This window comes from Stenotrophomonas sp. YJH_SMC_120, assembly GCF_059368675.1.
The window spans coordinates 20542-41432 of the sequence record NZ_JCAFRY010000028.1 but is presented as its reverse complement, the minus strand read 5'-3'; the positions used below and the strand labels follow the sequence as shown (position 1 = coordinate 41432).

Below are 20891 nucleotides of genomic sequence, written 5' to 3'. Positions count from 1 at the left end.
GGAGATCTCGGCCATGATGTCGGTCACGCGCTGCACCGAGGCGACGATCTCGCCCATGGTGCTGCCGGCCTGGTGGACCAGGCTGGAGCCTTCGGCGACCTTGCCGACCGAATCATCGATCAGGCCCTTGATCTCCTTGGCCGCCGCAGCCGAACGCTGGGCGAGGGTACGCACTTCGCTGGCGACCACGGCGAAACCACGGCCCTGCTCGCCGGCACGCGCGGCTTCTACCGCGGCGTTCAGCGCCAGGATGTTGGTCTGGAAGGCAATGCCGTCGATGACAGAGATGATCTCGGCGATCTTCTTCGACGAGGCTTCGATGGCCGACATGGTGGTGACCACCTGGCCGACCACCTCGCCGCCCTGCGAAGCGACGCCATGCGCGCCGATGGCGAGCTGGTTGGCCTGCCGGGCGTGCTCGGCGTTCTGGCGCACGGTGGAGGTCAGTTCCTCCATCGAGGCAGCGGTCTCTTCCAGGTTGGCGGCCTGCTGCTCGGTACGGCGCGACAGGTCGCTGTTGCCGGACGCGATCTCGCCAGCGGCCAGGGTGATGCTGGAGGCACTGGCCTGGATCTGGCCGACGATCTGGGTGAGCTGTGCGACGGTGGTGTTGGCGTCGTCACGCATGCGTGCGAACACGCCGTTGAACTGGCCGTCCATGCGTGCGGTCAGGTCGCCGGCGGCGATCGACTGCAGCAGCTGCGAGAGCTGGCCGAGGTTGCCGTCGGCCACCTGCATCATGCTGTTGAGCTGCTCGATCATCACGCGGAAATCGTGATCGAAACGCTGCGCATCACCGCGCTGGCTGAAGTCGCCGGCGGCGGCGGCCGAGGCCAGCTGCTGGATCTGCGTGTTGATGGCCAGCAGGCTGGCCTTGGCCGCGTCCATCGACTCGTGCAGGATCGCGCGGCTGCCGGGCAGGCGGCGGGCGTCCGGGGCGAGGTTGCCGATGGCGTACTGGTTGAGCACTTCAATGGCATCGACGATCGCATCGAGGTGTTCGAAGATCACCGTGTTGATGCCGCTGGCCAGCTGGCCGTAGACGCCCGGGAAGTCTTCCGGAATACGGTGGCTGATGTCCGGGCCGGCATGCATCTGTGCCATCAACTGGGTCTGTTCGCTGAAGCGGCGCAGCATCGCGGTCATGTCGGCGGTGGCCGCCAGCATGCGGCCAGCCTCGTCCTTGCCGGTGCTCTGGGTGGTGACGCTGAGGTCGCCGCGTGCGACGGCCTGGATGGCGTTCACGGCCTTGCCCAGGGGGCCGGTCACTGCACGTGAGATGACGATGGCCAGCGCAGCGGCCACAAGGGACAGCAGGACGATGCAGCCGATGATGGCGATCATGCTGTTGCGATGGGTGGCGTTGGCGTCGGCGATCTTGCCGTCCATCTGGCCGGCGATGTGGGTGCCCAGCGCCTTCATCGCAGCGAACAGGTCGCGACGCGCCGGGCGCGACTGCTCGTCGGAGATCTGCTGGGCCCGAGCGCCATCACCGGCGGCCACGGCGTCGCGCATCGCCTTGTTGGCGGCGAAGTAGCGGTCCAGTTGTGCGCTGGCCGCGCGATAGAGTTCACGCTCCTTGGCCAGCGCCGGCAGCGCCGAGTACGCGGCCAGCTCGTCATGCACGGCCTTGGCGGTGTCGTCCATGCGCTTGTTGTAGTCGGCGACCTTCTCCGGCTGGTCGAGCATGCTCAGCTGTGCAAGTTCATAGGTGCGGAATTCCCCCAGCTGCGAGCGCGCCTCGCCCAGGTGCTGGACCGAGGGGATGTCGTTGCCAGCCATCTCGCGCAACTGCGCGTTGGCTTCGCTCAGGCGCAGCAGTGCGAAGGCGCCGAGGATCAGGGTCATCAAGGTGGTGAGGGTGAACCCCACGGCCAGCTTGCGGGCGATGGGCAGATCTTGGAACCACTTCATGCAGGGTGCTCCAGGTGGGCAGAGTGCCGGCGTCTCTGCGCCGGTTCGGGGGTGGTTGCAGAGCGAACGGGGGTGCCCGGTGGGGTTCGGTGACGACCGTCATTGCGAAATAACGGCGCCGTCCGCGTGGACTTTATGGACGCAGATCACATTCGGTTGCGTAGGGATGACAGCGCGAAAGCGTTGCAGCGGCGTGCTTTCGCTTGGATGAAGTAGTTGCGCCCGCAACCATCATGGCGACGGAGTTCACAGAAGGGATGGGGTCGGATCCCTTGGCAGAGCGCGCACAAACAAAAACCGCCGCCCCGAAGGGCGGCGGTCCAGTACACGCATGCAGCGTGGATCAGGCGGCCTGCGGCATCCGCAACGAGCGCACCAGTCCGCCGATGTCGACGATCAACGCGACGCGGCCGTCGCCAAGGATGGTGGCACCGGACACCCCGCCGATACGGCGGTAGTTGTTCTCGATGTTCTTCACCACCACCTGCTGCTGGCCGACCAGTTCATCCACTTCCAGTGCGATCTTCTGGCCATCGCCTTCGACCACGACCACCAGCGATTCACTGCCCGGCGCACGGTTGCCGTAGCCGTAGTACTCGCTCAGCGAGAGGATCGGCAGGTACTCGCCACGTACGCGCAGCACGCGGCCTTCGCCGGCCATGCTGCGGATGTCCTCGGCCTGCGGCTGCAACGCCTCAAGCACATAGGCCAGCGGCAGGATCAGGGTTTCGCCGGCAACCGCCACGGTCATGCCGTCGAGGATGGCCAGGGTCAGCGGCAGGCGGATCAGCGTGCGGGTGCCAGTACCCAGGCTGCTTTCGATCTGGACCTCGCCGCCCAGTGCCTGGATGTTGCGGCGAACCACGTCCATGCCGACGCCACGCCCGGACAGGTCAGTGACCGCATCGGCCGTGGAGAAGCCGGGCTGGAAGATCAGGTCCCAGACCTGCGAATCGGTCGGGTTGTCCGGTACGGCCAGGCCGCGCTCGGTGGCCTTGGCCAGGATCTTGGCGCGGTCCAGGCCGCGACCGTCGTCGCTGACTTCGATGACAATGTGGCCGCCCTGGTGCGAGGCCGCCAGGGTGATCGTGCCGGTTTCGTCCTTGCCTGCACCGCGGCGCACGTCGGGCATTTCCAGGCCGTGGTCGATCGAGTTGCGCACCAGGTGCACCAGCGGATCGGCGATCTTCTCGATCAGCCCCTTGTCCAGCTCGGTACCTTCGCCGACGGTGCGCAGCCGCACCTGCTTGCCGAGGCGGCTGGACAGGTCGCGGACCAGGCGCGGGAAGCGACGGAACACCGCATCGACCGGCAGCATGCGCACGCCGATCACCGCTTCCTGCAGGTCGCGGGTGTTGCGTTCAAGCTGGTCCAGGCCAGCGAACAGGCTCTCGGCGTGGACCGGGTCCAGCGCATGCGAGACCTGCTTGAGCATGGCCTGGGTGATGACCAGTTCGCCGACCAGGTTGATCAGCGCATCGACCTTGTCGACGCTGACGCGGATCGACGTTTCGGCTTCCTGGGTGGCAGCACCGCCGGCGGCAGGCGCAGCAGGCGCTGCCGGCACGACGGCAGCAGGTGTGGAAGGGGATGCAGCAACGGGCGCCTGGGTTGCCAGGCTCGGCGGCGCTGCCGGACGGATGTCCAGCTCGCAGTCGTCCAGTACCCAGGCGAAGGTGTCTTCGATCTTGCTGCGCGGCACCTTGCCGACCAGGCCCAGGTCCCACGCCAGGTGGGCCTCGAGCGGGTCGAGCTGGGCGAAGCCCGGCAGGCGTTCCATGCGCGCGGCCACCTGCAGCGAGCCGAGGTGTTCCAGCTCGCGGATGATGCGCAACGGGTCGTTGCCGCTCATGAACAGCGAGGGTGCCGGGGTGAACCCGATCTGCCAGGCTTCCGGCGTATCGTCCACCTTGGCTGCGGCAGCGGCCGGCGCGCTCGGTGCGGCCTGGCCGGAGAGAACGGCTTCAAGGCGCGCCTTCACTGCGGCGACCGCGGCGGGGTCTGCGGCCTGGCCATGTTCGGCTTCGCGCAGCAGGGCGCGCAGCACATCCACCGAGGACAGCATGGCATCGACGGCATGGCCTTCCAGGGCGCGCTTGCCGGCACGCAGCTCATCGAGCAGCGTTTCCAGCACGTGGGTCAGGCCGGCGATGGCATCGAAGCCGAAGGTGCCGGCGCCGCCCTTGATCGAGTGGGCGGCGCGGAACACCGAATTGATGATCTCCGCGTCCTGCTGCCCCGATTCCAGGGCCAGCAGGCCAGCCTCCATCGCGTCGAGGCCTTCGCGGCTCTCCTCGAAGAAGGTGGCGTGGAAGCGTTGCAGGTCCATGCTCATGGCAGTGGTGGTCCGGAAGCGAAGAAGGGGAGCGGTGCGGGGCGATCAGCCCAGCACTTTCTGCACGGTGGCGACCAGCTGTTCCGGATTGAACGGCTTGACCAGCCAGCCGGTGGCACCGGCGGCCTTGCCTTCGGACTTCTTGTCGGCGGCCGATTCGGTGGTCAGCATCAGCAGCGGGGTGAACTTGTAGTCCGGCAGCTGGCGCAGTTCGCGGATCAGCGCGATGCCGTCCATGTTCGGCATGTTGACGTCGGTGACCACCGCATTGAAGCGCTGGCCCTTGGCGCGACCGAGCGCGACCGCGCCGTCTTCGGCTTCTTCGACGGCAAAACCGGCCGAGGTGAGGGCGAAGGAAACCATCTGGCGCATCGACGCCGAATCGTCCACCACCAAGATACGTGCGCTCATGCAGCGTTCTCCACAGATTTCAGGTTGTCATGGGTTACGTCCAGGCCCAGGGCCTGGGTGACGCCCAGCAGGCGTGCGGCGTCACGGAAGGTTGCGGTGCAACCGTGGAAGCCGGTGCCCAGGCCTGCCTCGCGGCGGGCCTGCACGAATGCACACAGCACCTGCACGGCGGCCGTGTGGATGCGGGCGACCTGGCTTGCATCCAGGGTCAGCTCGCCTGCCTGCGCCACCAGCGGCGCGAGGCGGTTCTTGAGCTCGGTGCTGCTCTCGATGCCGAGATCCTCACCCAGTTCGACAGTGCTCATCGTTGCTCCGGACAAACGGTTCCGTGATCCATAACGGCACCCCGGCGGGGTTCTTTAGAGGAATCGACGCGGTGCGTCGATGCGGTCGCCGCTGAAAAGGGGACGGAGGGGATCAAGTCGCAAGCGACCTGGCTCTACTGCAGCCCCCTCGGCAACGGCGACCGCGCAGTGGGGACGTAAGGAGTTGATCCAACGGTTCAACTCCTTGCGTCCCCGACAGGCACCGCTTCGGCGCAAAGCGCCGAGCCACTTGCGACTTAATCCCCTCCGTCCCCTTTTTTCCAGATCAACTCAACAGCCGTGTGGCGTCGAGCAGGATCATCGGGCGCTGGCTGACCCGGGCGACGCCGCGGAACAGATCATTGGAGATCTGGCAGATGCGGGCGGTATCCGGGGGTTCGATCTGTGAATCGGTGAGGTTGGCGACATCTTCCACTGCCGACACGCGCAGGCCGATGGTCTCGCCGTCCTCTTCCAGCACCACGATGCGGGTCTGGGCATCGTCTTCTGCCGATGCGGCGCCGAGGTGCAGGCCGAGGTCCATCACCGGCACCACCTGGCCACGCAGGTTCATGATCCCGAGCATCGCCGGTGCCGTGCCACGCAACGGCAGCAGTGGCACCGGCAACACCACTTCCTGCACTTTCAACAGTTCCAGCGCATAGGCCTGGGTCCCGCAGCGCAGGCGCAGCCAGCGCGAGGTGCGCTCGCCGGCGCGGCGGTTCTGTGGGTGCGGACTGCTGGCGGGCTGGTGCGCCTGCGCCTGCAGCTCCTGCCAGGTACCGGGACGGTTGGTGGCCGGGGCATCCAGGGCAACGCGGGGCGGCGGCGCGGCGGCAGCACGCGGTGCCGGGGGCGCAACCACGGCCGGTGGCGGCGTGGGGACATCCTCGCCACCAGCAGCGGCTTCGAACGCAGCCTGCAGACCGGGGCTGTCAGTGTGGGCGAGCTGATGGCTGTCGGCCGCGTCGGTCTCGTAGATCACTTCGTCGGGCAGGTCGTCCCAGGTGGGCTCCGGGCCGGCCTTGGCCGGGGTCGTCTCGTGGATCACCTCGTCAGGCAGGTCATCCCAGGTCGGTTCGCGCTCGGGAGCGGCGACCGGCACTGCGGCGGCCTCGAAGGCGGCTTCCAGTGCTGCGTCATCCTGTGCCGGGGCAACGGCAACAGCGTCCGTCTCATAGATCACTTCAGCGGGCAGATCGTCCCAGGTGGGCTCGCGCTCGGCCGTTGTGGCCGCCTCGAAGGCGGCTTCGAGCGCGGCGTTGTCCACGGCAGGCCCCGCGGCGACGCTGTCGGTTTCGTAGATCACCTCGGCCGGCAGGTCATCCCAGGTCGGCTCGCGTTCCGGTTCCGATGTGCTGTCCGGAACCGGGGCGGCGCTGTCCGGCGTTGGCAGCACGACGGCCGCCGGGGCGATCGCTTCGCCCAGCAGTTCGTCCAGGTAGTCGTCCAGTACGCCGGTGCTGTTCATGCGGCCTGCTCCAGGGCACGGGCATCCTCACCGAGGATCCAGTTCAGTGCGCGGCGATAGGCGGCCAGGCCGCGGCCCGGGTAGTCCTCACCAACGCTGGGCAGGGTCAGGCCTGCGGCGTTGCTGATGCGGGTGTCGATCGGAATGGCGTCTTCCCACACGCGGATGCCGTGGCGATCCTGCATCGTGCGCAGCGACTCGTTGCCGGCGCGGGTGCGGCGATCGAACAGGGTCGGCAGGATCGAGATCGGCAGCGGGCGGCGGCGCGAGCGCTCGACCATCTCGCCGGTGCGGACCATGCCGTCCAGGCCATGCAGGGCCAGCGGCTCGGCCTGGGTGGGAATGATCAGGCGGTCGGCAGCGGCCAGCGCGTTGATCATCAACAGGCCAAGGGTGGGGGCACAGTCCAGCAGGATGTAGTCGTGCTGGCCCTGGTGACGCGCCAGTGCGTTCTGCAGGGCCAGGCCGAGTCCGGGCTGGTTGGCGCTGCGGCGCTCCAGCGTGGCCAGCGCCGACTGCGCGCAGACGTAGTCCAGGCCGTGGATGCTGCTGGCATGGCACAGGCTGGAAAGATCGGCCGGCGGGGCGCCGAACAGTTCCAGCACGCCCGCCGGCGGCGGATCCACCGGCACGCCAAAGGCGCGGCTGAGCGAGGCATGCGGATCGAGGTCGATCAGCAGCACGCGATGGCCAAGCGCGGCCAGGCCGCGGCCGAGGGCGAGGGTGGTGGTGGTCTTGCCGACTCCGCCCTTCTGGTTGGCGACTGCCCAGATGCGCATCGGTTTACTCCTTCATTGCCGGGGGAACGGCGGCGCCGACGCGGCTGCCAGCCGGCACCGGCGGCAACTTCACCGGTGCGATGGGGGAGGTGGGGGCGGTAGCCGGAGTTGCGGCGGCTTGTTCGGTGGTGCTGTCGTCGACGGCGCCGGTGGCCGCATTGAGGCGCTGGCCAAGCGGATCCACCGAATGCGAGGTGTCGGCCAGGATGATGACCATCACCCGGCGGTTGCGGTTGCGCCCCTGCGCGCTGTCGTTCTCTTCGCGCGGACGGAACTGGCCATAGCCAACCATCGCCAGCCGTGATGGCTGCACGCCCTGGTCGGCGAACAGGTGCACCACGCTGGCGGCGCGACCGGCCGACAGTTCCCAGTTCGAAGGGAAGGTGGCGGTGGCGATCGGCACGTTGTCGGTATGGCCTTCCACGCGCACGCTGTTGGGCACGTCGCGCAGCACCTCGGCCAGGCTGGCCAGCGTCTGCCGTGCATGCACGTCCAGCGCGGCCGAGCCGGTGGGGAACAGGATGTCGCTGTTGATCTCCACTTCGATCCACAACTCGGTGCGGCGCACGCTGATCATGCCGCGGTCGATCAGCGGCGCCAGTGCGGCGGTGAGGCGGTCGGCGATGCTGTTGAGCTGGCGCTCGGCACGGGCGATCTGTTCTTGGTTGTGCACGGAGACCGGCATGCGCATCTGCGAGGCCATCGACGGCAGCAGGGTCGGGTCGTGCGACGGCGCGGGCGCGGAGGGGCCGATCTTGGTGCCGGACTTGATCACCGAGGGGCTGTCCCAGCCGCCACCCTGCACCTGCTTGTTACCCACCTGCACCGGATTGATGGTGCGCGGCGCGCCGCCGAAGGCATCGGTGAGCGCGTCGGCCATGATCCGGTACTTGCCCTCGTTGACCGAGGAGATCGCGTACATGACCACGAAGAAGGCGAGCAGCAACGTCATCAGGTCGGCATAGGGGATCGCCCATGCTTCATGGTTGGCGTGCTCTTCGTGGTGCTTGCGGCGGGCCATGTCAGTGCAGGAAGCCGGAGAGGTTGGTTTCGATGTTGCGCGGGTTCTCGCCCTGAGCGATCGAAATCAGGCCTTCAATGACCATTTCGCGGTCGCGGGTGTTGTGCGAGATCACACTCTTGAGCTTGGCGGCGATCGGCAGGAACAGCAGATTGGCCGAGGCGATGCCGTAGATGGTGGCGGTGAACGCGGCGGCGATGCCGTGGCCGAGTTTGCTCGGGTCGGCCAGGTTCTTCATCACCGCGATCAGGCCGAGCACGGCACCGATGATGCCGAGTGTCGGTGCGTAGATGCCCATCGCTTCGAAGACCTTGGCACCGGCCTGGTCCTGGTGCTCCTGGCTGCCCAGTTCGATCTCCAGCATGTGCCGCATCGATTCAGGTTCAACGCCGTCCACCAGCAGCTGCAGGCCCTTGCGCAGGAACGGGTCCTGCTGCGCTTCCACCTGCGATTCCAGGCCCAGCAGGCCCTGGCGACGGGCGATGTTGCTCCACTCGACGATCTGCTGGATCAGTTCGCGGCGATCGCTGTGCGGCGGGCGCACGACCCAGCGCACGATCTTGAACGCATGCTTGAACACCGCCGGCGAGGTGTGAAGCAGGATCGCGGCAACGGTGCCGACGATGACGATCACGAACGCCGCAGGCGACCACAGCGACGCCAGGCCGGCGCCCTTGAGGATGCTGCCACCGACCAGCGAGGCCAGGGCGAGAAAGAGTCCAATGAGGCTGAGTCTATCCATGGTTCCGGTATCGGCTTGTATGAATGGGACTTGAGACACCGGGAGAATGCGTACAGACGGTAGTCACAGTTTCGGGTCGCCGGGCCATGCCCGGCGGAATTCAGCGGATGCCGTCCACGTCCAGGATCAGTGCCATGCGACCATCGCCGATCAACGTTGCACCGGCATAACCGCGCAGGCCGCGCAGGGCTTTCGGCAGTGGCTTGATGACCACCTCCTCGCGCCCGCGCACCTGGTCCACGACCAGGCCGAAGCGCGCTTCACCGGCCTGCAGCACCACGATGGTCAGCAGGGTCGACGCGGCGGGCGTCACATCCAGCCACTGGCGCAGGTCGACCAGCGGCAGGGTGTGCGAACGGCGGTCGAGCACGGCGCGGCCATCGAACCAGCCCAACGACGTGCGCGGCGCGTGCAGCACTTCCATCACACGCGCCAGCGGTAGCGCGTAGACGTCCTCGCCGGCCTGCACCAGCAGGGTCGGCAGGATCGCCAGGGTGAGCGGCACGCGGATCAGGAAGCGGCTGCCACGCCCCAGTTCCGACTGGATCTGGATCTGGCCGCTCAGTTCGCGGATGCGCGACTGCACCACGTCCATGCCGACGCCGCGGCCGGAAATATCAGTGACCTGCTGCTTGGTCGAGAAGCCGGGCAGGAACACCAGGTGCAGGCACTCCTCGCTGCTCAGGCGGGCAGCGGCTTCCGGGTCGATCAGGCCCTTCTCGCGCGCCTTCGCGCGCAGCTTCTCGGGGTCGATGCCGGCGCCATCGTCCTGCACCTCGATGCTGACGTAGTCACCTTCCTGCTGGGCCGACAGGCGCACATGGCCCATCCGCGGCTTGCCTTGTGCTTCGCGCAGGTCGGGCATTTCCACGCCGTGGTCGATGGCGTTGCGGACCAGGTGCACCAGCGGGTCGGCCAGCGCTTCGACCAGGTTGCGGTCGAGCTCGGTCTCGGCGCCGACCAGCTCCAGGTCCACTTCCTTCTTCAGCGAGCGGGCGACGTCGCGGGCGACCTTGGGGAAGCGCGAGAACACCTTGCCCACCGGCTGCATGCGGGTACGCATCACCGCCGACTGCAGGCGGGCAGTGGCGATGTCCAGCGTCGATACGGCGCGGTCCAGCTCCTCGTCGCGCAGGCGTGCACGCAGGGTCTTCAGGCGGTTGCGGGAAAGCACCAGTTCGCCGATCAGGTTGACGATCGCATCCAGGCGCTTGGTGTCCACGCGCACGGTGTGCTCGGCCTCGGCCATCGGCTTGGCTGCCGGCTTGGCTGCAGGTGCCGGGGCGGGTGCCGGGCGCGGTGCTGCGGCGGGGGCCGCCGCGACGGCGGCAGCAGGCTTGGCGCCTGGCGCAGCGCCACCGTGCAGCTGGTCCAGCAGGGCTTCGAACTCGTCTTCGCTGATCAAGCCATCGTCGGCTTTCTTCGCCGGCGCGACCGCGGTCGGCGCGTTGCCGCCATGCAGCTGGTCGAGCAGGGCCTCGAATTCGTCGTCGGTGATCAGGTCGCTGCCGGCTGCCGCAGGCGCGGCCGCAGCGACCGGCGCGGCAGTGCCACCGTTCATGTCGAACTGCGCGATCAGGTCCGGCGGCGCATAACCCGGCTCGGTGCCGGAGGACACGGCGTCCAGCATCGACTGCAGGTAGTCCAGCGATTGCTGGGCGGCGTCGAAGTGGTGGGCCTGCAGCACCGCCTGCCCGGCACGCGCGATGCCCAGGGCCTCTTCAGCGGCGTGGCACAGCTCGACCATCGCGGTGACGCCAAGGAAGCCGGCACCGCCCTTGAGCGTGTGGTATCCACGGAACACCGCGTTGAGCTGCTCGGTGTCCTGCGGTGCCTGCTCCAGCGACACCAGCTGTTCGCCCAGGCGATCCAGGATTTCCTGTGCCTCGATGATGAAATCGGCAGTGATGTCGTCGGATACCGCGCTCATGCTTACAGCCCCAGATCCGACAACAGGTCGTCGGCGTCGTTCTGCGAGACCGCGTGGCGGTCCAGTCCCTTCAGTGCCGGCCCGGCCAGTTCCGGGTCGGTGCGATGCTGTTCCGGCGGCAGGCCGAGTGCGCCGAAGCCCTCGTGCACGCGGCGGACGATGCCGACCACGCGACGGATGATCTGCCCGGTCAGGTCCTGGTAGCTCTGGGTCAGGGCGATCTCGGTCAGGTTGTGGCGGATGCGCTCGAGCTGCGCGTCCTGGCCCGGCTGCAGGCCTTCAGCACGCAGCTGTTCGGTCAAGCTGCGGCATTCCTCGGCCAGGTCCAGGGTGCGGTGCGTGGCCTGTTCGGTCATGGCCACCACGTGGTCCAGGCGTGCGCAGGCGTCGTCCAGCTCACCGGCCTCGCTGGGCACGGTCGGCAGCTCACCCAGTGCCTGCCCCAGCTCGCGGGCCAGCCGCGAGAGGCCGCTCATCATCGGCTGCGTACGCAGCGCGACCAGTCCGTCGATGCGCTGCCGCCAGGCGGCCTCGTCACCGGACTCGAGTGCGTCCAGGGCTTCCTGCAGGCGCAGGGCGAGGGCGCTCTTGTCGACCGTGGTATCCATCAGGCGCTGGCCGCCAGGCGTTCGAAGATCTTGCCGAGCTTCTCTTCCAGCGTCTGCGCAGTGAATGGCTTGATGATGTAGCCGTTCACGCCGTTCTGGGCGGCTTCGATGATCTGTTCGCGCTTGGCTTCGGCGGTGACCATCAGCACTGGCAGGGTCTTCAGCTTGGCATCGGCACGGATCGCCTTCAGCAGCTCGATGCCGGTCATCACCGGCATGTTCCAGTCGGTGACCACGAAATCGAACGGCTGGCTCTGCAGCAGCGACAGCGCGGCATGCCCGTCCTCGGCTTCGGCGGTATTGGTGAAGCCCAGATCGCCCAGCAGGTTCTTGACGATCCGACGCATGGTCGAGAAGTCATCGACGATCAGGATGCGCATGTTCTTGTTCAAAGCAGAGTTCCTTTGTTGTTCATTCCGGGCGGCCGGGGGCAGCCGCCTCGGGCATGTTCATTCTTCCAGGCCGGCGTCCGCCGCCTCGAAAATCTTGAGCCGGCCACGCAGGCGCAGCACCGCCTGGCCGTGGATCTGGCAGACCCGCGACTCGCTCACGCCGAGCACCGCGCCGATCTCCTTCAGGTTCAGTTCCTGCTCGTAGTAGAGCGAGAGCACCAGCTGTTCGCGCTCGGGCAGGTGGCCGATGGCCTTGCCCAGCTCGCGGCCGAACTCACCACGCTCCAGTACCTGCTGCGGGGTCGGGCCGCCCTGGGCGACGGTGTCCAGCTCGCCCTGGTCCTCGATGCGCGACTCCAGGCTCAGCACCTGGCCACGTGCGGCGTCCTCCATCAACCGCAGGTATTCGGGCAGCGGCATCTCCATCGCGGCGGCCACCTCGGTGGCGCTGGCGGCGCGGCCGCTGCTCTGTTCCAGGCGGCGGATGGTGGCGGCGGCATCGCGGGCACGGCGGTGCACCGAGCGCGGCACCCAGTCGCCACGGCGGATCTCGTCGATCATCGAACCGCGGATGCGGATCGAGGCATAGGTCTCGAACGAGGCGCCCTGGTCGGCGTCGTAGCTGCGCGACGCTTCGATCAGGCCCATCATGCCGGCCTGGATCAGGTCGTCCACTTCAACGCTGGCCGGCAACCGCGCGGCCAGGTGGTGGGCGATGCGCCGCACCAGGTCCGAATGCTGGGCGATGACCTCGTTGGCCGCCGAGCGCTGGACTTCCCTGTACTGGGCTGCGCCTTTCATGCGGCCACCCCGCGCTGCTTGAGGATGCGCTCGAGGAAGAACTCGACGCCGCCACGCGGTTCGGTCGGCGCCTGCCAGCGTGCGGTGCGACGCGCGATCTCGGTGATCGCCAGCGCGGCCGGGCTGGACGGGTAGGCCTTCACCACCGGCTGCTGGCGCTGCACCGACAGGCGCAGCCAGTCGTCCTGCGGCACGCAGCCCAGGTAGTTCAGCGAGACATCGGCGAGGAACTTCTCGCAGACGCGGGTCAGCTTTTCGTACAGCACGCGGCCCTCGTTGGGGTCGCGCACCATGTTGGCCACTACCTGGATGCGGTCCACGCCGCGTTCGCGCGACAGCACCTTGATCAGCGCGTAGGCGTCGGTGATCGAGGCCGGCTCGTCACAGACCACCACCACGGTGTCCTGCGCGGCCTGGCAGAAGGTCAGCACGCCGTCGGTGATGCCGGCGGCGGTGTCCACCACCATGATGTCCAGTTCGCGTTCCAGGTCGGAGAACACGTTGACCAGGCCGACGTGCTCGGCCGGGGCCAGCTCGGCCATGTGCCGGCGGCCGGACGCGGCCGGCACCACCAGCACGCCGTTCGGGCCTTCGACGATGACGTCGTCCAGCGAGCAGCGGCCGGCGACCAGGTCGGCCAGCGTGAAGGTCGGGTTCAGCCCCAGGATCACGTCGATGTTGGCCAGGCCCAGGTCGGCGTCCAGCAGCAGCGTGCGCTTGCCCATGCCGGCCAGTGCCACCGCCAGGTTGGCGGACACATTCGTCTTGCCCACGCCGCCCTTGCCGCCAGTGACGGCAATGGTGCGCACAGGGCCGAGCGGCTCGCTGCGGGTGGCCGACAGCGGGAAGGTCTTGGTCAGCTTGGCGTACTCACGCGACGGCATGGTTCAACTCCGGGTTGCAGGGCATATCGGCCGCGCGGCGCAAATCTTCAAGGCGAAGTACGAGATTGGCCGCACTGGCCCGGTGCAGGTCCTCCGGAACGTCCTGGCCATCGGTCACCCAGGTGATCGGCAGGGCGTGGTCCACGGCCACTGACAGGGCGTTGCCGAAGCGGCCGGTCTCGTCCAGCTTGCTCAGCACCAGGCCCTGCAGGTTGGCGGCGCCGAAGCGGCGGACCACCTCGTCCATGTCGCCGAAGCTGGTGTTGGCCGGCAGCACCAGCAGGGTGCGTACCTGGCGGGCGGCGCGCAGCCACTGCAGCTGCGCGGCCAGCGCGCGGTCGCGCGGGCCCAGGCCGGCGGTGTCGATCAGCACCAGCTTGTAGTCCTTCAGGCGTTCCAGCAGCTGGTCCAGGTCGGTGCCGCTGTTGGCCTCGTGCACCGCGATGCCGAGCTGGCGGCCGTAGCCGTACAGCTGCTCGCGGGCGCCGATGCGGGTGGTGTCGGTGGTCACCAGGGCCACATCGCGCGGCGCATGCTTCTCGGCGAAGCGCGAGGCCAGCTTGGCGATGGTGGTGGTCTTGCCGGCGCCGGTCGGGCCGACCAGGGCGATCACGCCGCCTTCTTCCAGCGGGTCGACCGGGGCGATCGGCAGCTTGCGCGAGATCAGCCCCAGCATCAGGCCGCGGCCACGATGGGCTTCGGTCTCCAGCGGGATCTGCATGGCCACGTCGCGGGCCAGCCCGGCGTCGAAACCGTACTCGTCCATCAGGTCCAGCGCGGTGGCGCGCACCGGGCTGCCACGCAGGCGCTCGTCGGTGAGGCGGTTCATCTCGCGCTCGATCACCTGGCGCATGCCGGCCACTTCCTGGCGCAGCTGGCGGATCTCGGCGTCGTCCTGGGCAACCACGGTCAGCGTCGGTGCCGGGGCCAGCATGGGGGCCGGGCTGGCTTCGCCGGCGGCTTCGGCCGCTGCCGGTTCGCTGGCGGCGATCCCGGGCTGCGCTTCGGTCACGGCAGCGGTCGGCAGCGGCGGCGGCTGCACTGCCGGGGCCACGCTTTCGTGATGCATGTCGCGCGGCGGGTCGATCTGGAAGCGGGCGCGGTTGGCCGGCACGGTGGCGGCCGGCGCAACGATGGCCTCGGCGAATGGAGCGAAGCTCTGTTCGGGCAGCGCCGGTTCGTTGACGGCGGCGCGCGCCAGGGTGGCGGCGAAGCCAGTGCTGCCACGGGTCGGCACGATCTCGTCTGCGCTGTCCAGGGTGCGGCCGGTGGCCCCAACGGCCGCACGGGCGAGGGCGGCCACGGCCGAGGTGGTGGCGGCGACCGGTTCCGGCGCCGGGGTGCTGCTGCGGCGGCGGGTGACCGCGGCGATCACCGCGTCAGCAGCGGTGCGCGGCTTGGGTGCCGGCGGCGGTGCGACATCACGGCGCGAGGCTTCCAGTGCACGCTGCACGGCGCTCTCGTCGTAGTTGGCCGCGGCGACGATCTCGACGCCTTCCTCGATCCGGCGGTTGGACAGGATCACGGCGTCAGGACCATGTTCCTTGCGCACCAGGTTCATGGCCGAGCGCATGTCGGCGGCGACGAATCGTTTGATTTTCATGCTGTGGTCACGGGACGAAGACGGCGGGGTGGCGGTCGGAGAACTCGGGTGGTCGGTGGTCTGCACGGTGCGGGTTCCCCTTGGTATCTGTCTGTTGCGTTGGTTCGAAGGTGGTGTCTGTTTTCTGGCGCATCGGTGGGCGGCGTCAGCTGATCGTTCCGACCAGCTTCAGGCGCTTGTCCTCCGGCACCTCGCTGTAGGCCAGGACCGACAACGACGGAACGCTGTGGCGGACCAGGCGCGCCAGCGCGGCGCGCACCGGGCCCGGTACCAGCACGACCGCCGGCTCGTTTCGCGCTTCCTGCTTGCTGACACATTCGGCCAGGCTCTGGTGCAGTCGCTCTGCGAGTCCGGGTTCCAGCGCGGCGCCGTTGCCCTGCGTGGACTCCTGCAAGACACGTTCCAATTGCGGGTTGAGGGTGAACACCGGCAGCTCCGCCGACATTCCGGCGATCTCCTGCACGATGAAGCGGCCCAGCGCGGTGCGCACGGCAGCGGTCAGCACCGCCGGGTCCTGGCTGCTGGGCGCGTGTTCGACCAGCGCCTCGGCGATCTTGCGCAGCTGTCGGATCGGGATGCGCTCGACCAGCAGGTTCTGCAGCACGCGCACCACTGCCGACAGCGGCAGCGCCTTCGGCGTCAGATCTTCGACGAGCTTGGGCGCGCTCTTGGCCAGGTTGGCCAGCAGGTGCTGCACTTCCTCGTGGCCGAGCAGTTCCGGCGCATGTTCGCGGATCAGGTGCGAGAGGTGGGTGGCCACCACGGTGGCCGGGTCGACCACGGTGTAGCCCAGCGTTTCAGCCTGGGCACGCTGGTGCGGCTGGATCCAGGTGGCATCCAGGCCGAACGCGGGATCCTTGCCGGCAATGCCCTCCAGGGTGCCCAGCGCGCTGCCCGGGTCCAGCGCCAGTTCGCGGTCGGGGTGGATCTCGGCGGTGGCCACCGGCACGCCGTGCACCAGCACGCGGTAGCCGTTGGCGGGCAGTTCCAGGTTGTCGCGGATATGCACCGACGGGATCAGGAAGCCGACGTCCTGGGTCAGCTTGCGGCGCACGCCCTTGATGCGCGCCATCAGCTCGCCGCCCTGGTTGCTGTCCACCAGCGGGATCAGCCGGTAGCCGACCTCCAGGCCCAGTGGATCGACCGGGCGCAGTTCGTCCCAGCTCAGTTCGGCGGTCGGCGCAGGTGCCGCCGGGCGGCCGAGTGCGTTGAGTGCGGCCGCGTCATTGCCGGCGGCTGCCGGGTCGGTGGCTGCGGCCTTGCCCTTGCGGTAGACCTTCCAGGCGATGAAGCCGAGGATCGCGGCCAGCGTCAGGAAAGCGACGTTGGGCATGCCTGGCACCAGGCCGACCACGCCGATGATGCCGGCAGTGATCGCCAGCGCGCGGTACTGGCCGAACACCTGGCCGGTCATCGCCTGGGCCATGTCCTGCGAGCGCGAGGCGCGGGTCACCAGCATCGCCACCGCGCTGGAGACCAGAAGGGCCGGCAGCTGCGCCACCAGGCCGTCACCGATGGACAGCAGGGTGTAGGTGGCGGCGGCTTCGCCGAACGGCATGCCATGCTGCAGCACGCCCACGGCCAGGCCGCCGAGCATGTTGATGAACAGGATCAGGATGCCGGCGATGGCGTCACCGCGGATGAACTTGCTGGCACCGTCCATCGCGCCGTAGAAGTCGGCTTCCTCGCGGACTTCCTCGCGGCGCAGCTTGGCTTCTTCACGCGTCAGCAAACCGGCGTTGAGGTCGGCGTCGATCGCCATCTGCTTGCCGGGCATCGCGTCGAGGATGAAGCGCGCGGTCACTTCCGAAACGCGGCCGGCGCCCTTGGTGATGACCACGAAGTTGATGATGGTCAGGATCGCGAACACCACGATGCCGACCGCATAGTTGCCGCCGATCACGAATTCGCCGAAGGCGGCGATGACCTTGCCGGCGGCGTCGTGGCCGTTCTGGCCGTTCAGCAGGATCACGCGGGTGGAGGCCACGTTCAGCGCCAGCCGCAGCATGGTGGTGATCAGCAGCACGATCGGGAAGATGGTGAAGTCCAGCGGGCGCTTCACGTAGACCACCGCCAGCAGGACCATCAGCGAGATGGCGATGTTGAAGGTGAACAGCGCATCGAGCACCGGCGCGGCCAGCGGGACCACGACCATGGCCAGCAGGGCCAGCACGATCAGTGGCGCGCCAAGGCCCTGGCGGATCATTTCCAGGGCGCGGCGGGTGTTGAAGCCGGCGGAGGGCTGGGCGCTCACGGGCGGCCTCCCTTGCCGAATTCATCCACCTGGATGTGCGGGGCGTCCGGCATCGGGCCAGTGCGCCAGGCGCGCAGCTGGTAGACGTAGGACAGGACCTGGGCGACGGCCGAATACAGTCTCACGGGGATTTCCTTTCCGAGTTGGCCTTCCCGATACAAGGCGCGTGCCAAAGGCGGGGCGGAGACGATCGCGACCTTGTTGCCGTCGGCCACCTCACGGATGCGCAGGGCGGTTTCGTCCACGCCCAGGGCGACCACGGTGGGGGCGTTCATGGCGCCACCTTCGTACTTCAGGGCCACCGCGTAGTGGGTCGGGTTGACCACCACCACGTCGGCGGTGGGCACTGCCTCCATCATCCGGCGGTTGGCCATCTGCTGCTGCAGCTGGCGGATGCGGCCCTTCACCTCGGGGCTGCCCTCGCTTTCCTTCATTTCCCGGCGCAGCTCTTCACGGGTCATCTTCAGCTTGCGCATCCAGTTCCAGCGCTGGTAGGGCGCATCGATGGCGGCCAGCACCAGCATCGCGCCGGCGGTGGCCAGCAGCAGGCGCAGGGTGAAGCCCAGGCCATCGGTGATGGCGGTTTCCAGCGGGTGGTGGATCAGCCCGCGCAGGATGTCGAAGCCGGTCCAGACCACCAGCCCTGCGGCCACACCGACGAACGCCACGCGCAGCAGCGATTTGGTGAACTCGGCAATGGCCTCGGGGCCATACAGGCGCTTGAGCCCGCTCATCGGGTTCATGCGGTTGATGTCGGGCAGCAACGCCTTCTGCGACCAGCGCAGGCCACCCATCACCAGCGGGGCGACGAAGCTGGCCAGCAGGCAGACCAGCACCAGCGGTGCGATCACCAGCATGAACTGCAGCAGCAGGTCGCCGAAGTGGCCGAACAGTTCCTTCGGGTTCTGCCGCAGGCTCTGCTCGGGGCTGAGCGCGTGCTTCATCCAGGCCGTGGCGCCACGGCCGATCGAGCCGCTCATGGCCATCACCGCCAGCACGCCGGCGCCGAACACGGCGGCGGTGCCGAGTTCGCGCGAGCGCGGCAGGTTGCCCTGTTCACGGGCATCGCGCAGGCGTTTTTCGGTCGGTTGTTCGGTCTTTTCGCCGGCGGATTCGTTCTCGGACATCACGGGCACTGCGGCAGGGGTTGCCGGGATGCGTGCAAGAAGTGTTCCGTGACGGGTTCATATGCCAACCAAGGTTGGCACCTACCAGAGCAGGCAACGGTAGCGCCGGGCCGTGCCCGGCGGGAGCCGAGCGCAGGCTCGGCGCTACCGGGGCGCGTTGTCGCTGGGCGGTGGGCTCTGCGCCAGTTCCACCCGCGGCCGGGGAAGGTCGTGCAGCTGCATGAAGCGCGCCGCATCGACCGGCCGTCCCAGCAGGTAGCCCTGCAGGTAGTCGCAGCCCAGGCGCTCCAGGTAGGCGCGCTGGGCGGCGGTCTCCACGCCCTCGGCGACGATGTCCATGTCCAGCGCATGGCCCAGCGCCACGATCGCCGAGACGATCACCACGTCCTCTGCACTGTGTTCCAGGTCGCGCACGAACGCATGGTCGATCTTGATCTCGGTGGCCGGCAGCCGCTTCAGGTACAGCAGGCTGGAATAGCCGGTGCCGAAGTCATCGATGGAGATGCCTACGCCCAGCGCCGACAGCGCCTGCAGCAGGCGCAGGCTGGTGTCGGTATCGCGCATCACCGTGCTTTCGGTGATTTCCAGCACCAGGTGGCGCGGAGCGATGTTGTGGCGTTCGATCACCGCGCGCACATCCTGCAGCAGGTGCGGCGAACTGAACTGCACCGGCGACAGGTTCACCGACATCGACCAGCCTTCGTGACCGGCATCGTGCCAGCGCCGCAGCTGCAGGCAGGCCTGGTCCAGCGCCCAGCGCCCGATCTCGTTGATCGCACCACTGCGCTCGGCCAGGCGGATGAACCGATCGGGCGGAATCAGGCCATGCTCCGGGTGGTGCCAGCGGATCAATGCTTCGGCACCGGCCACCTTCTGCGTGGCCACGCGGATCTTGGGCTGGTAGTGCAGGAACAGCTGCTCGCTGCCGATGGCCCGGCGCAGGTCGGCCAGCAGCCGGAACTGTTGTTCGGCGCTGTCATTCATCCAGTCGGCGAACAGCACGAAGGCGTTGCGCCCGGATTCCTTGGCCTGGTACATCGCCGCGTCGGCAAAGGCCATCAGCTGTCGCTCGCTGGCGGCGTGATCCGGGCAGATCGCCACGCCGATGCTGGCGGTTACCTGCAGTTCGTTGTCCGGCAGCAGCGGCCCACTGCCGACCGCCTGCAGGATGCGCCGGGCGAGGGTTGGCAGATCCTCATCGTGCTCGATGCGCACCACCAGCACGAACTCATCGCCGCCCAGGCGCGCCAGCATGTCATGCGGGCGCAGCAGCTGGCGGGTGCGCTCGGCCACCGCCACCAGCAATGCGTCACCCGCCTGGTGGCCATAGGCATCGTTGACCTGCTTGAAGCCGTCCAGGTCCATGAACATCACCGCGAAGCGGCTGCCGCCCTGTTCGGCCTCGGCCAGTGCCTGCACGATGCGGCGCTGCAACAGCAGGCGGTTGGGCAGGCGGGTGAGCGGATCATGCAACGCGGCCTGGGTCAGTTCCTGCTGCGCATCGGTCAACGAAGTGCTCAGCATGGAATTGCGCAGTCGTAGCAGCTGCGCCTCCACCCGCTGGTCCAGCCAGGACACCACCAGCACCACCGCGAGGATCGCGACCGTCAGCACCACTACCAGCATCGCCAGCCACTCGTTCTGCAGGCCATCGCCGACCGCCGCGCCGCAGATGCTGCCTTCCGGAAAGCGTGCGGCGGCCATGCCGGTGTAGTGCATGCCAACGATGGCCAGCCCGAGCAGGCCAGCGGCTGCCAGCCGGTCGCCGACACGGGTGCGCTGCGCGCGCAGGCGGAATGCCACATACAATGCAGTCCATGAGGCGGCGACCGCCACGATCAGCGAGAACAGCAGCCAGCCCGGGTCATAGTCGATGCCGGGTTGCATGCGCATCGCCGCCATGCCGACGTAGTGCATGCCGGCAATGCCGGTACCCATCAGCAATGCCCCGCCGGCCAGGCGTGGGTGCGGCAGGGTGCGCAGCGAAACCAGCCACAGCGCGAACACCGATGAGGCGATGGCCAGGGCCAGGGAGAGCAGGGTGATCGGCAGGTCGTAGCCGAGCGGAATGGGCAGGTCGAAGGCGAGCATGCCGATGAAGTGCATCGACCAGATGCCCAGGCCCATGGCGAAGCCACCACCGAGGCGCCACCACCAGGCCGCGCCCTTGCCGGGTGCGGTGACCGTGCGCCCGGCCATCGCCAGCGCGGTGTATGACGCCATCACGGCAACCAGCAACGAGATCGCCACCAGCCACGGGTTGTACGTGCCTACCAGCATTCGTCAGTCTCCCGGACCTGCCTGTCGACGGAAA

17 protein-coding genes are annotated in these 20891 nt (G+C 68.2%); all 17 read right to left on the bottom strand.

Annotated features, from left to right (window positions below):
* Window positions 1–1914: methyl-accepting chemotaxis protein (locus tag AC5P60_RS20335; RefSeq protein WP_495201814.1), on the bottom strand; the 1914-nt coding region annotated here is incomplete at its 3' end.
* A gap of 343 nt (window positions 1915–2257) precedes the next feature.
* A complete protein-coding gene (locus tag AC5P60_RS20330; RefSeq protein WP_005409520.1) occupies window positions 2258–4249 on the bottom strand; it encodes a chemotaxis protein CheA in 1992 nt (663 codons plus the stop codon).
* Window positions 4250–4294: 45 nt separating this feature from the next.
* Window positions 4295–4660: a response regulator gene (locus AC5P60_RS20325; protein ID WP_005409521.1), complete on the bottom strand. Its 366-nt coding sequence runs from the start codon at window positions 4658–4660 to the stop codon at window positions 4295–4297.
* Window positions 4657–4965 carry an STAS domain-containing protein gene (locus AC5P60_RS20320; protein ID WP_005409522.1) on the bottom strand — a complete coding sequence of 103 codons (309 nt, stop codon included), beginning with the start codon at window positions 4963–4965 and terminating at the stop codon, window positions 4657–4659. The genes AC5P60_RS20325 and AC5P60_RS20320 overlap by 4 nt, the downstream gene beginning before the upstream one ends.
* A gap of 286 nt (window positions 4966–5251) precedes the next feature.
* A complete protein-coding gene (locus tag AC5P60_RS20315) occupies window positions 5252–6436 on the bottom strand; it encodes a chemotaxis protein CheW (RefSeq protein ID WP_033833122.1) in 1185 nt (394 codons plus the stop codon).
* Window positions 6433–7215 (bottom strand): ParA family protein, encoded by a 783-nt coding sequence (locus AC5P60_RS20310; RefSeq protein ID WP_033833123.1) that lies wholly within the window; start codon window positions 7213–7215, stop codon window positions 6433–6435. Before AC5P60_RS20310 ends, AC5P60_RS20315 begins: the two co-directional genes overlap by 4 nt.
* Before the next feature lie 4 nt (window positions 7216–7219).
* Complete coding sequence (gene motD, locus AC5P60_RS20305; RefSeq protein ID WP_005409526.1) at window positions 7220–8236, bottom strand: flagellar motor protein MotD; 1017 nt, start codon at window positions 8234–8236, stop codon at window positions 7220–7222.
* 1 nt (window position 8237) lies between these two features.
* On the bottom strand, window positions 8238–8978 hold the full coding sequence (locus AC5P60_RS20300; RefSeq protein WP_005409527.1) for a flagellar motor protein: 741 nt from the start codon (window positions 8976–8978) through the stop codon (window positions 8238–8240).
* Window positions 8979–9078: 100 nt separating this feature from the next.
* Window positions 9079–10908, bottom strand: a complete 1830-nt coding sequence (locus AC5P60_RS20295; protein WP_033833124.1) for a chemotaxis protein CheA — start codon at window positions 10906–10908, stop codon at window positions 9079–9081.
* Between the two features lie 2 nt (window positions 10909–10910).
* Window positions 10911–11516, bottom strand: a complete 606-nt coding sequence (locus AC5P60_RS20290) for a protein phosphatase CheZ (RefSeq protein WP_010482455.1) — start codon at window positions 11514–11516, stop codon at window positions 10911–10913.
* A complete protein-coding gene (gene cheY / locus AC5P60_RS20285; RefSeq protein WP_005413247.1) occupies window positions 11516–11908 on the bottom strand; it encodes a chemotaxis response regulator CheY in 393 nt (130 codons plus the stop codon). Before cheY ends, AC5P60_RS20290 begins: the two co-directional genes overlap by 1 nt.
* Window positions 11909–11965: 57 nt before the next feature.
* Complete coding sequence (locus AC5P60_RS20280) at window positions 11966–12709, bottom strand: RNA polymerase sigma factor FliA (protein WP_005413248.1); 744 nt, start codon at window positions 12707–12709, stop codon at window positions 11966–11968.
* Window positions 12706–13593, bottom strand: coding sequence for a MinD/ParA family ATP-binding protein (locus AC5P60_RS20275; protein ID WP_231522863.1), 888 nt, complete (start codon window positions 13591–13593; stop codon window positions 12706–12708). Before AC5P60_RS20275 ends, AC5P60_RS20280 begins: the two co-directional genes overlap by 4 nt.
* Window positions 13580–15196, bottom strand: a complete 1617-nt coding sequence (gene flhF, locus AC5P60_RS20270; RefSeq protein ID WP_483692726.1) for a flagellar biosynthesis GTPase FlhF — start codon at window positions 15194–15196, stop codon at window positions 13580–13582. Before flhF ends, AC5P60_RS20275 begins: the two co-directional genes overlap by 14 nt.
* 145 nt (window positions 15197–15341) lie before the next feature.
* Window positions 15342–17402 (bottom strand): flagellar biosynthesis protein FlhA, encoded by a 2061-nt coding sequence (flhA, locus tag AC5P60_RS20265; RefSeq protein WP_169449112.1) that lies wholly within the window; start codon window positions 17400–17402, stop codon window positions 15342–15344.
* 44 nt (window positions 17403–17446) lie between these two features.
* Window positions 17447–18577, bottom strand: coding sequence for a flagellar biosynthesis protein FlhB (flhB, locus tag AC5P60_RS20260; protein ID WP_049453552.1), 1131 nt, complete (start codon window positions 18575–18577; stop codon window positions 17447–17449).
* A gap of 144 nt (window positions 18578–18721) precedes the next feature.
* Entirely contained in the window at window positions 18722–20857 is a 2136-nt protein-coding gene (locus tag AC5P60_RS20255; protein ID WP_005409538.1) for a putative bifunctional diguanylate cyclase/phosphodiesterase, read from the bottom strand.
* Window positions 20858–20891: the final 34 nt, after the last annotated feature.

What these genes read in the sequence shown, in the direction of transcription:
- AC5P60_RS20330 (WP_005409520.1), bottom strand. Translation starts at nt 4,249, where the DNA reads ATGAGCATGGACCTGCAACGCTTCCACGCCACCTTCTTCGAGGAGAGC.
- AC5P60_RS20325 (WP_005409521.1), bottom strand. Translation starts at nt 4,660, where the DNA reads ATGAGCGCACGTATCTTGGTGGTGGACGATTCGGCGTCGATGCGCCAG.
- AC5P60_RS20320 (WP_005409522.1), bottom strand. Translation starts at nt 4,965, where the DNA reads ATGAGCACTGTCGAACTGGGTGAGGATCTCGGCATCGAGAGCAGCACC.
- AC5P60_RS20315 (WP_033833122.1), bottom strand. Translation starts at nt 6,436, where the DNA reads ATGAACAGCACCGGCGTACTGGACGACTACCTGGACGAACTGCTGGGC.
- AC5P60_RS20310 (WP_033833123.1), bottom strand. Translation starts at nt 7,215, where the DNA reads ATGCGCATCTGGGCAGTCGCCAACCAGAAGGGCGGAGTCGGCAAGACC.
- motD (WP_005409526.1), bottom strand. Translation starts at nt 8,236, where the DNA reads ATGGCCCGCCGCAAGCACCACGAAGAGCACGCCAACCATGAAGCATGG.
- AC5P60_RS20300 (WP_005409527.1), bottom strand. Translation starts at nt 8,978, where the DNA reads ATGGATAGACTCAGCCTCATTGGACTCTTTCTCGCCCTGGCCTCGCTG.
- AC5P60_RS20295 (WP_033833124.1), bottom strand. Translation starts at nt 10,908, where the DNA reads ATGAGCGCGGTATCCGACGACATCACTGCCGATTTCATCATCGAGGCA.
- AC5P60_RS20290 (WP_010482455.1), bottom strand. Translation starts at nt 11,516, where the DNA reads ATGGATACCACGGTCGACAAGAGCGCCCTCGCCCTGCGCCTGCAGGAA.
- AC5P60_RS20280 (WP_005413248.1), bottom strand. Translation starts at nt 12,709, where the DNA reads ATGAAAGGCGCAGCCCAGTACAGGGAAGTCCAGCGCTCGGCGGCCAAC.
- AC5P60_RS20275 (WP_231522863.1), bottom strand. Translation starts at nt 13,593, where the DNA reads ATGCCGTCGCGTGAGTACGCCAAGCTGACCAAGACCTTCCCGCTGTCG.
- flhF (WP_483692726.1), bottom strand. Translation starts at nt 15,196, where the DNA reads ATGAAAATCAAACGATTCGTCGCCGCCGACATGCGCTCGGCCATGAAC.
- flhA (WP_169449112.1), bottom strand. Translation starts at nt 17,402, where the DNA reads ATGATCCGCCAGGGCCTTGGCGCGCCACTGATCGTGCTGGCCCTGCTG.
- flhB (WP_049453552.1), bottom strand. Translation starts at nt 18,577, where the DNA reads ATGTCCGAGAACGAATCCGCCGGCGAAAAGACCGAACAACCGACCGAA.
- AC5P60_RS20255 (WP_005409538.1), bottom strand. Translation starts at nt 20,857, where the DNA reads ATGCTGGTAGGCACGTACAACCCGTGGCTGGTGGCGATCTCGTTGCTG.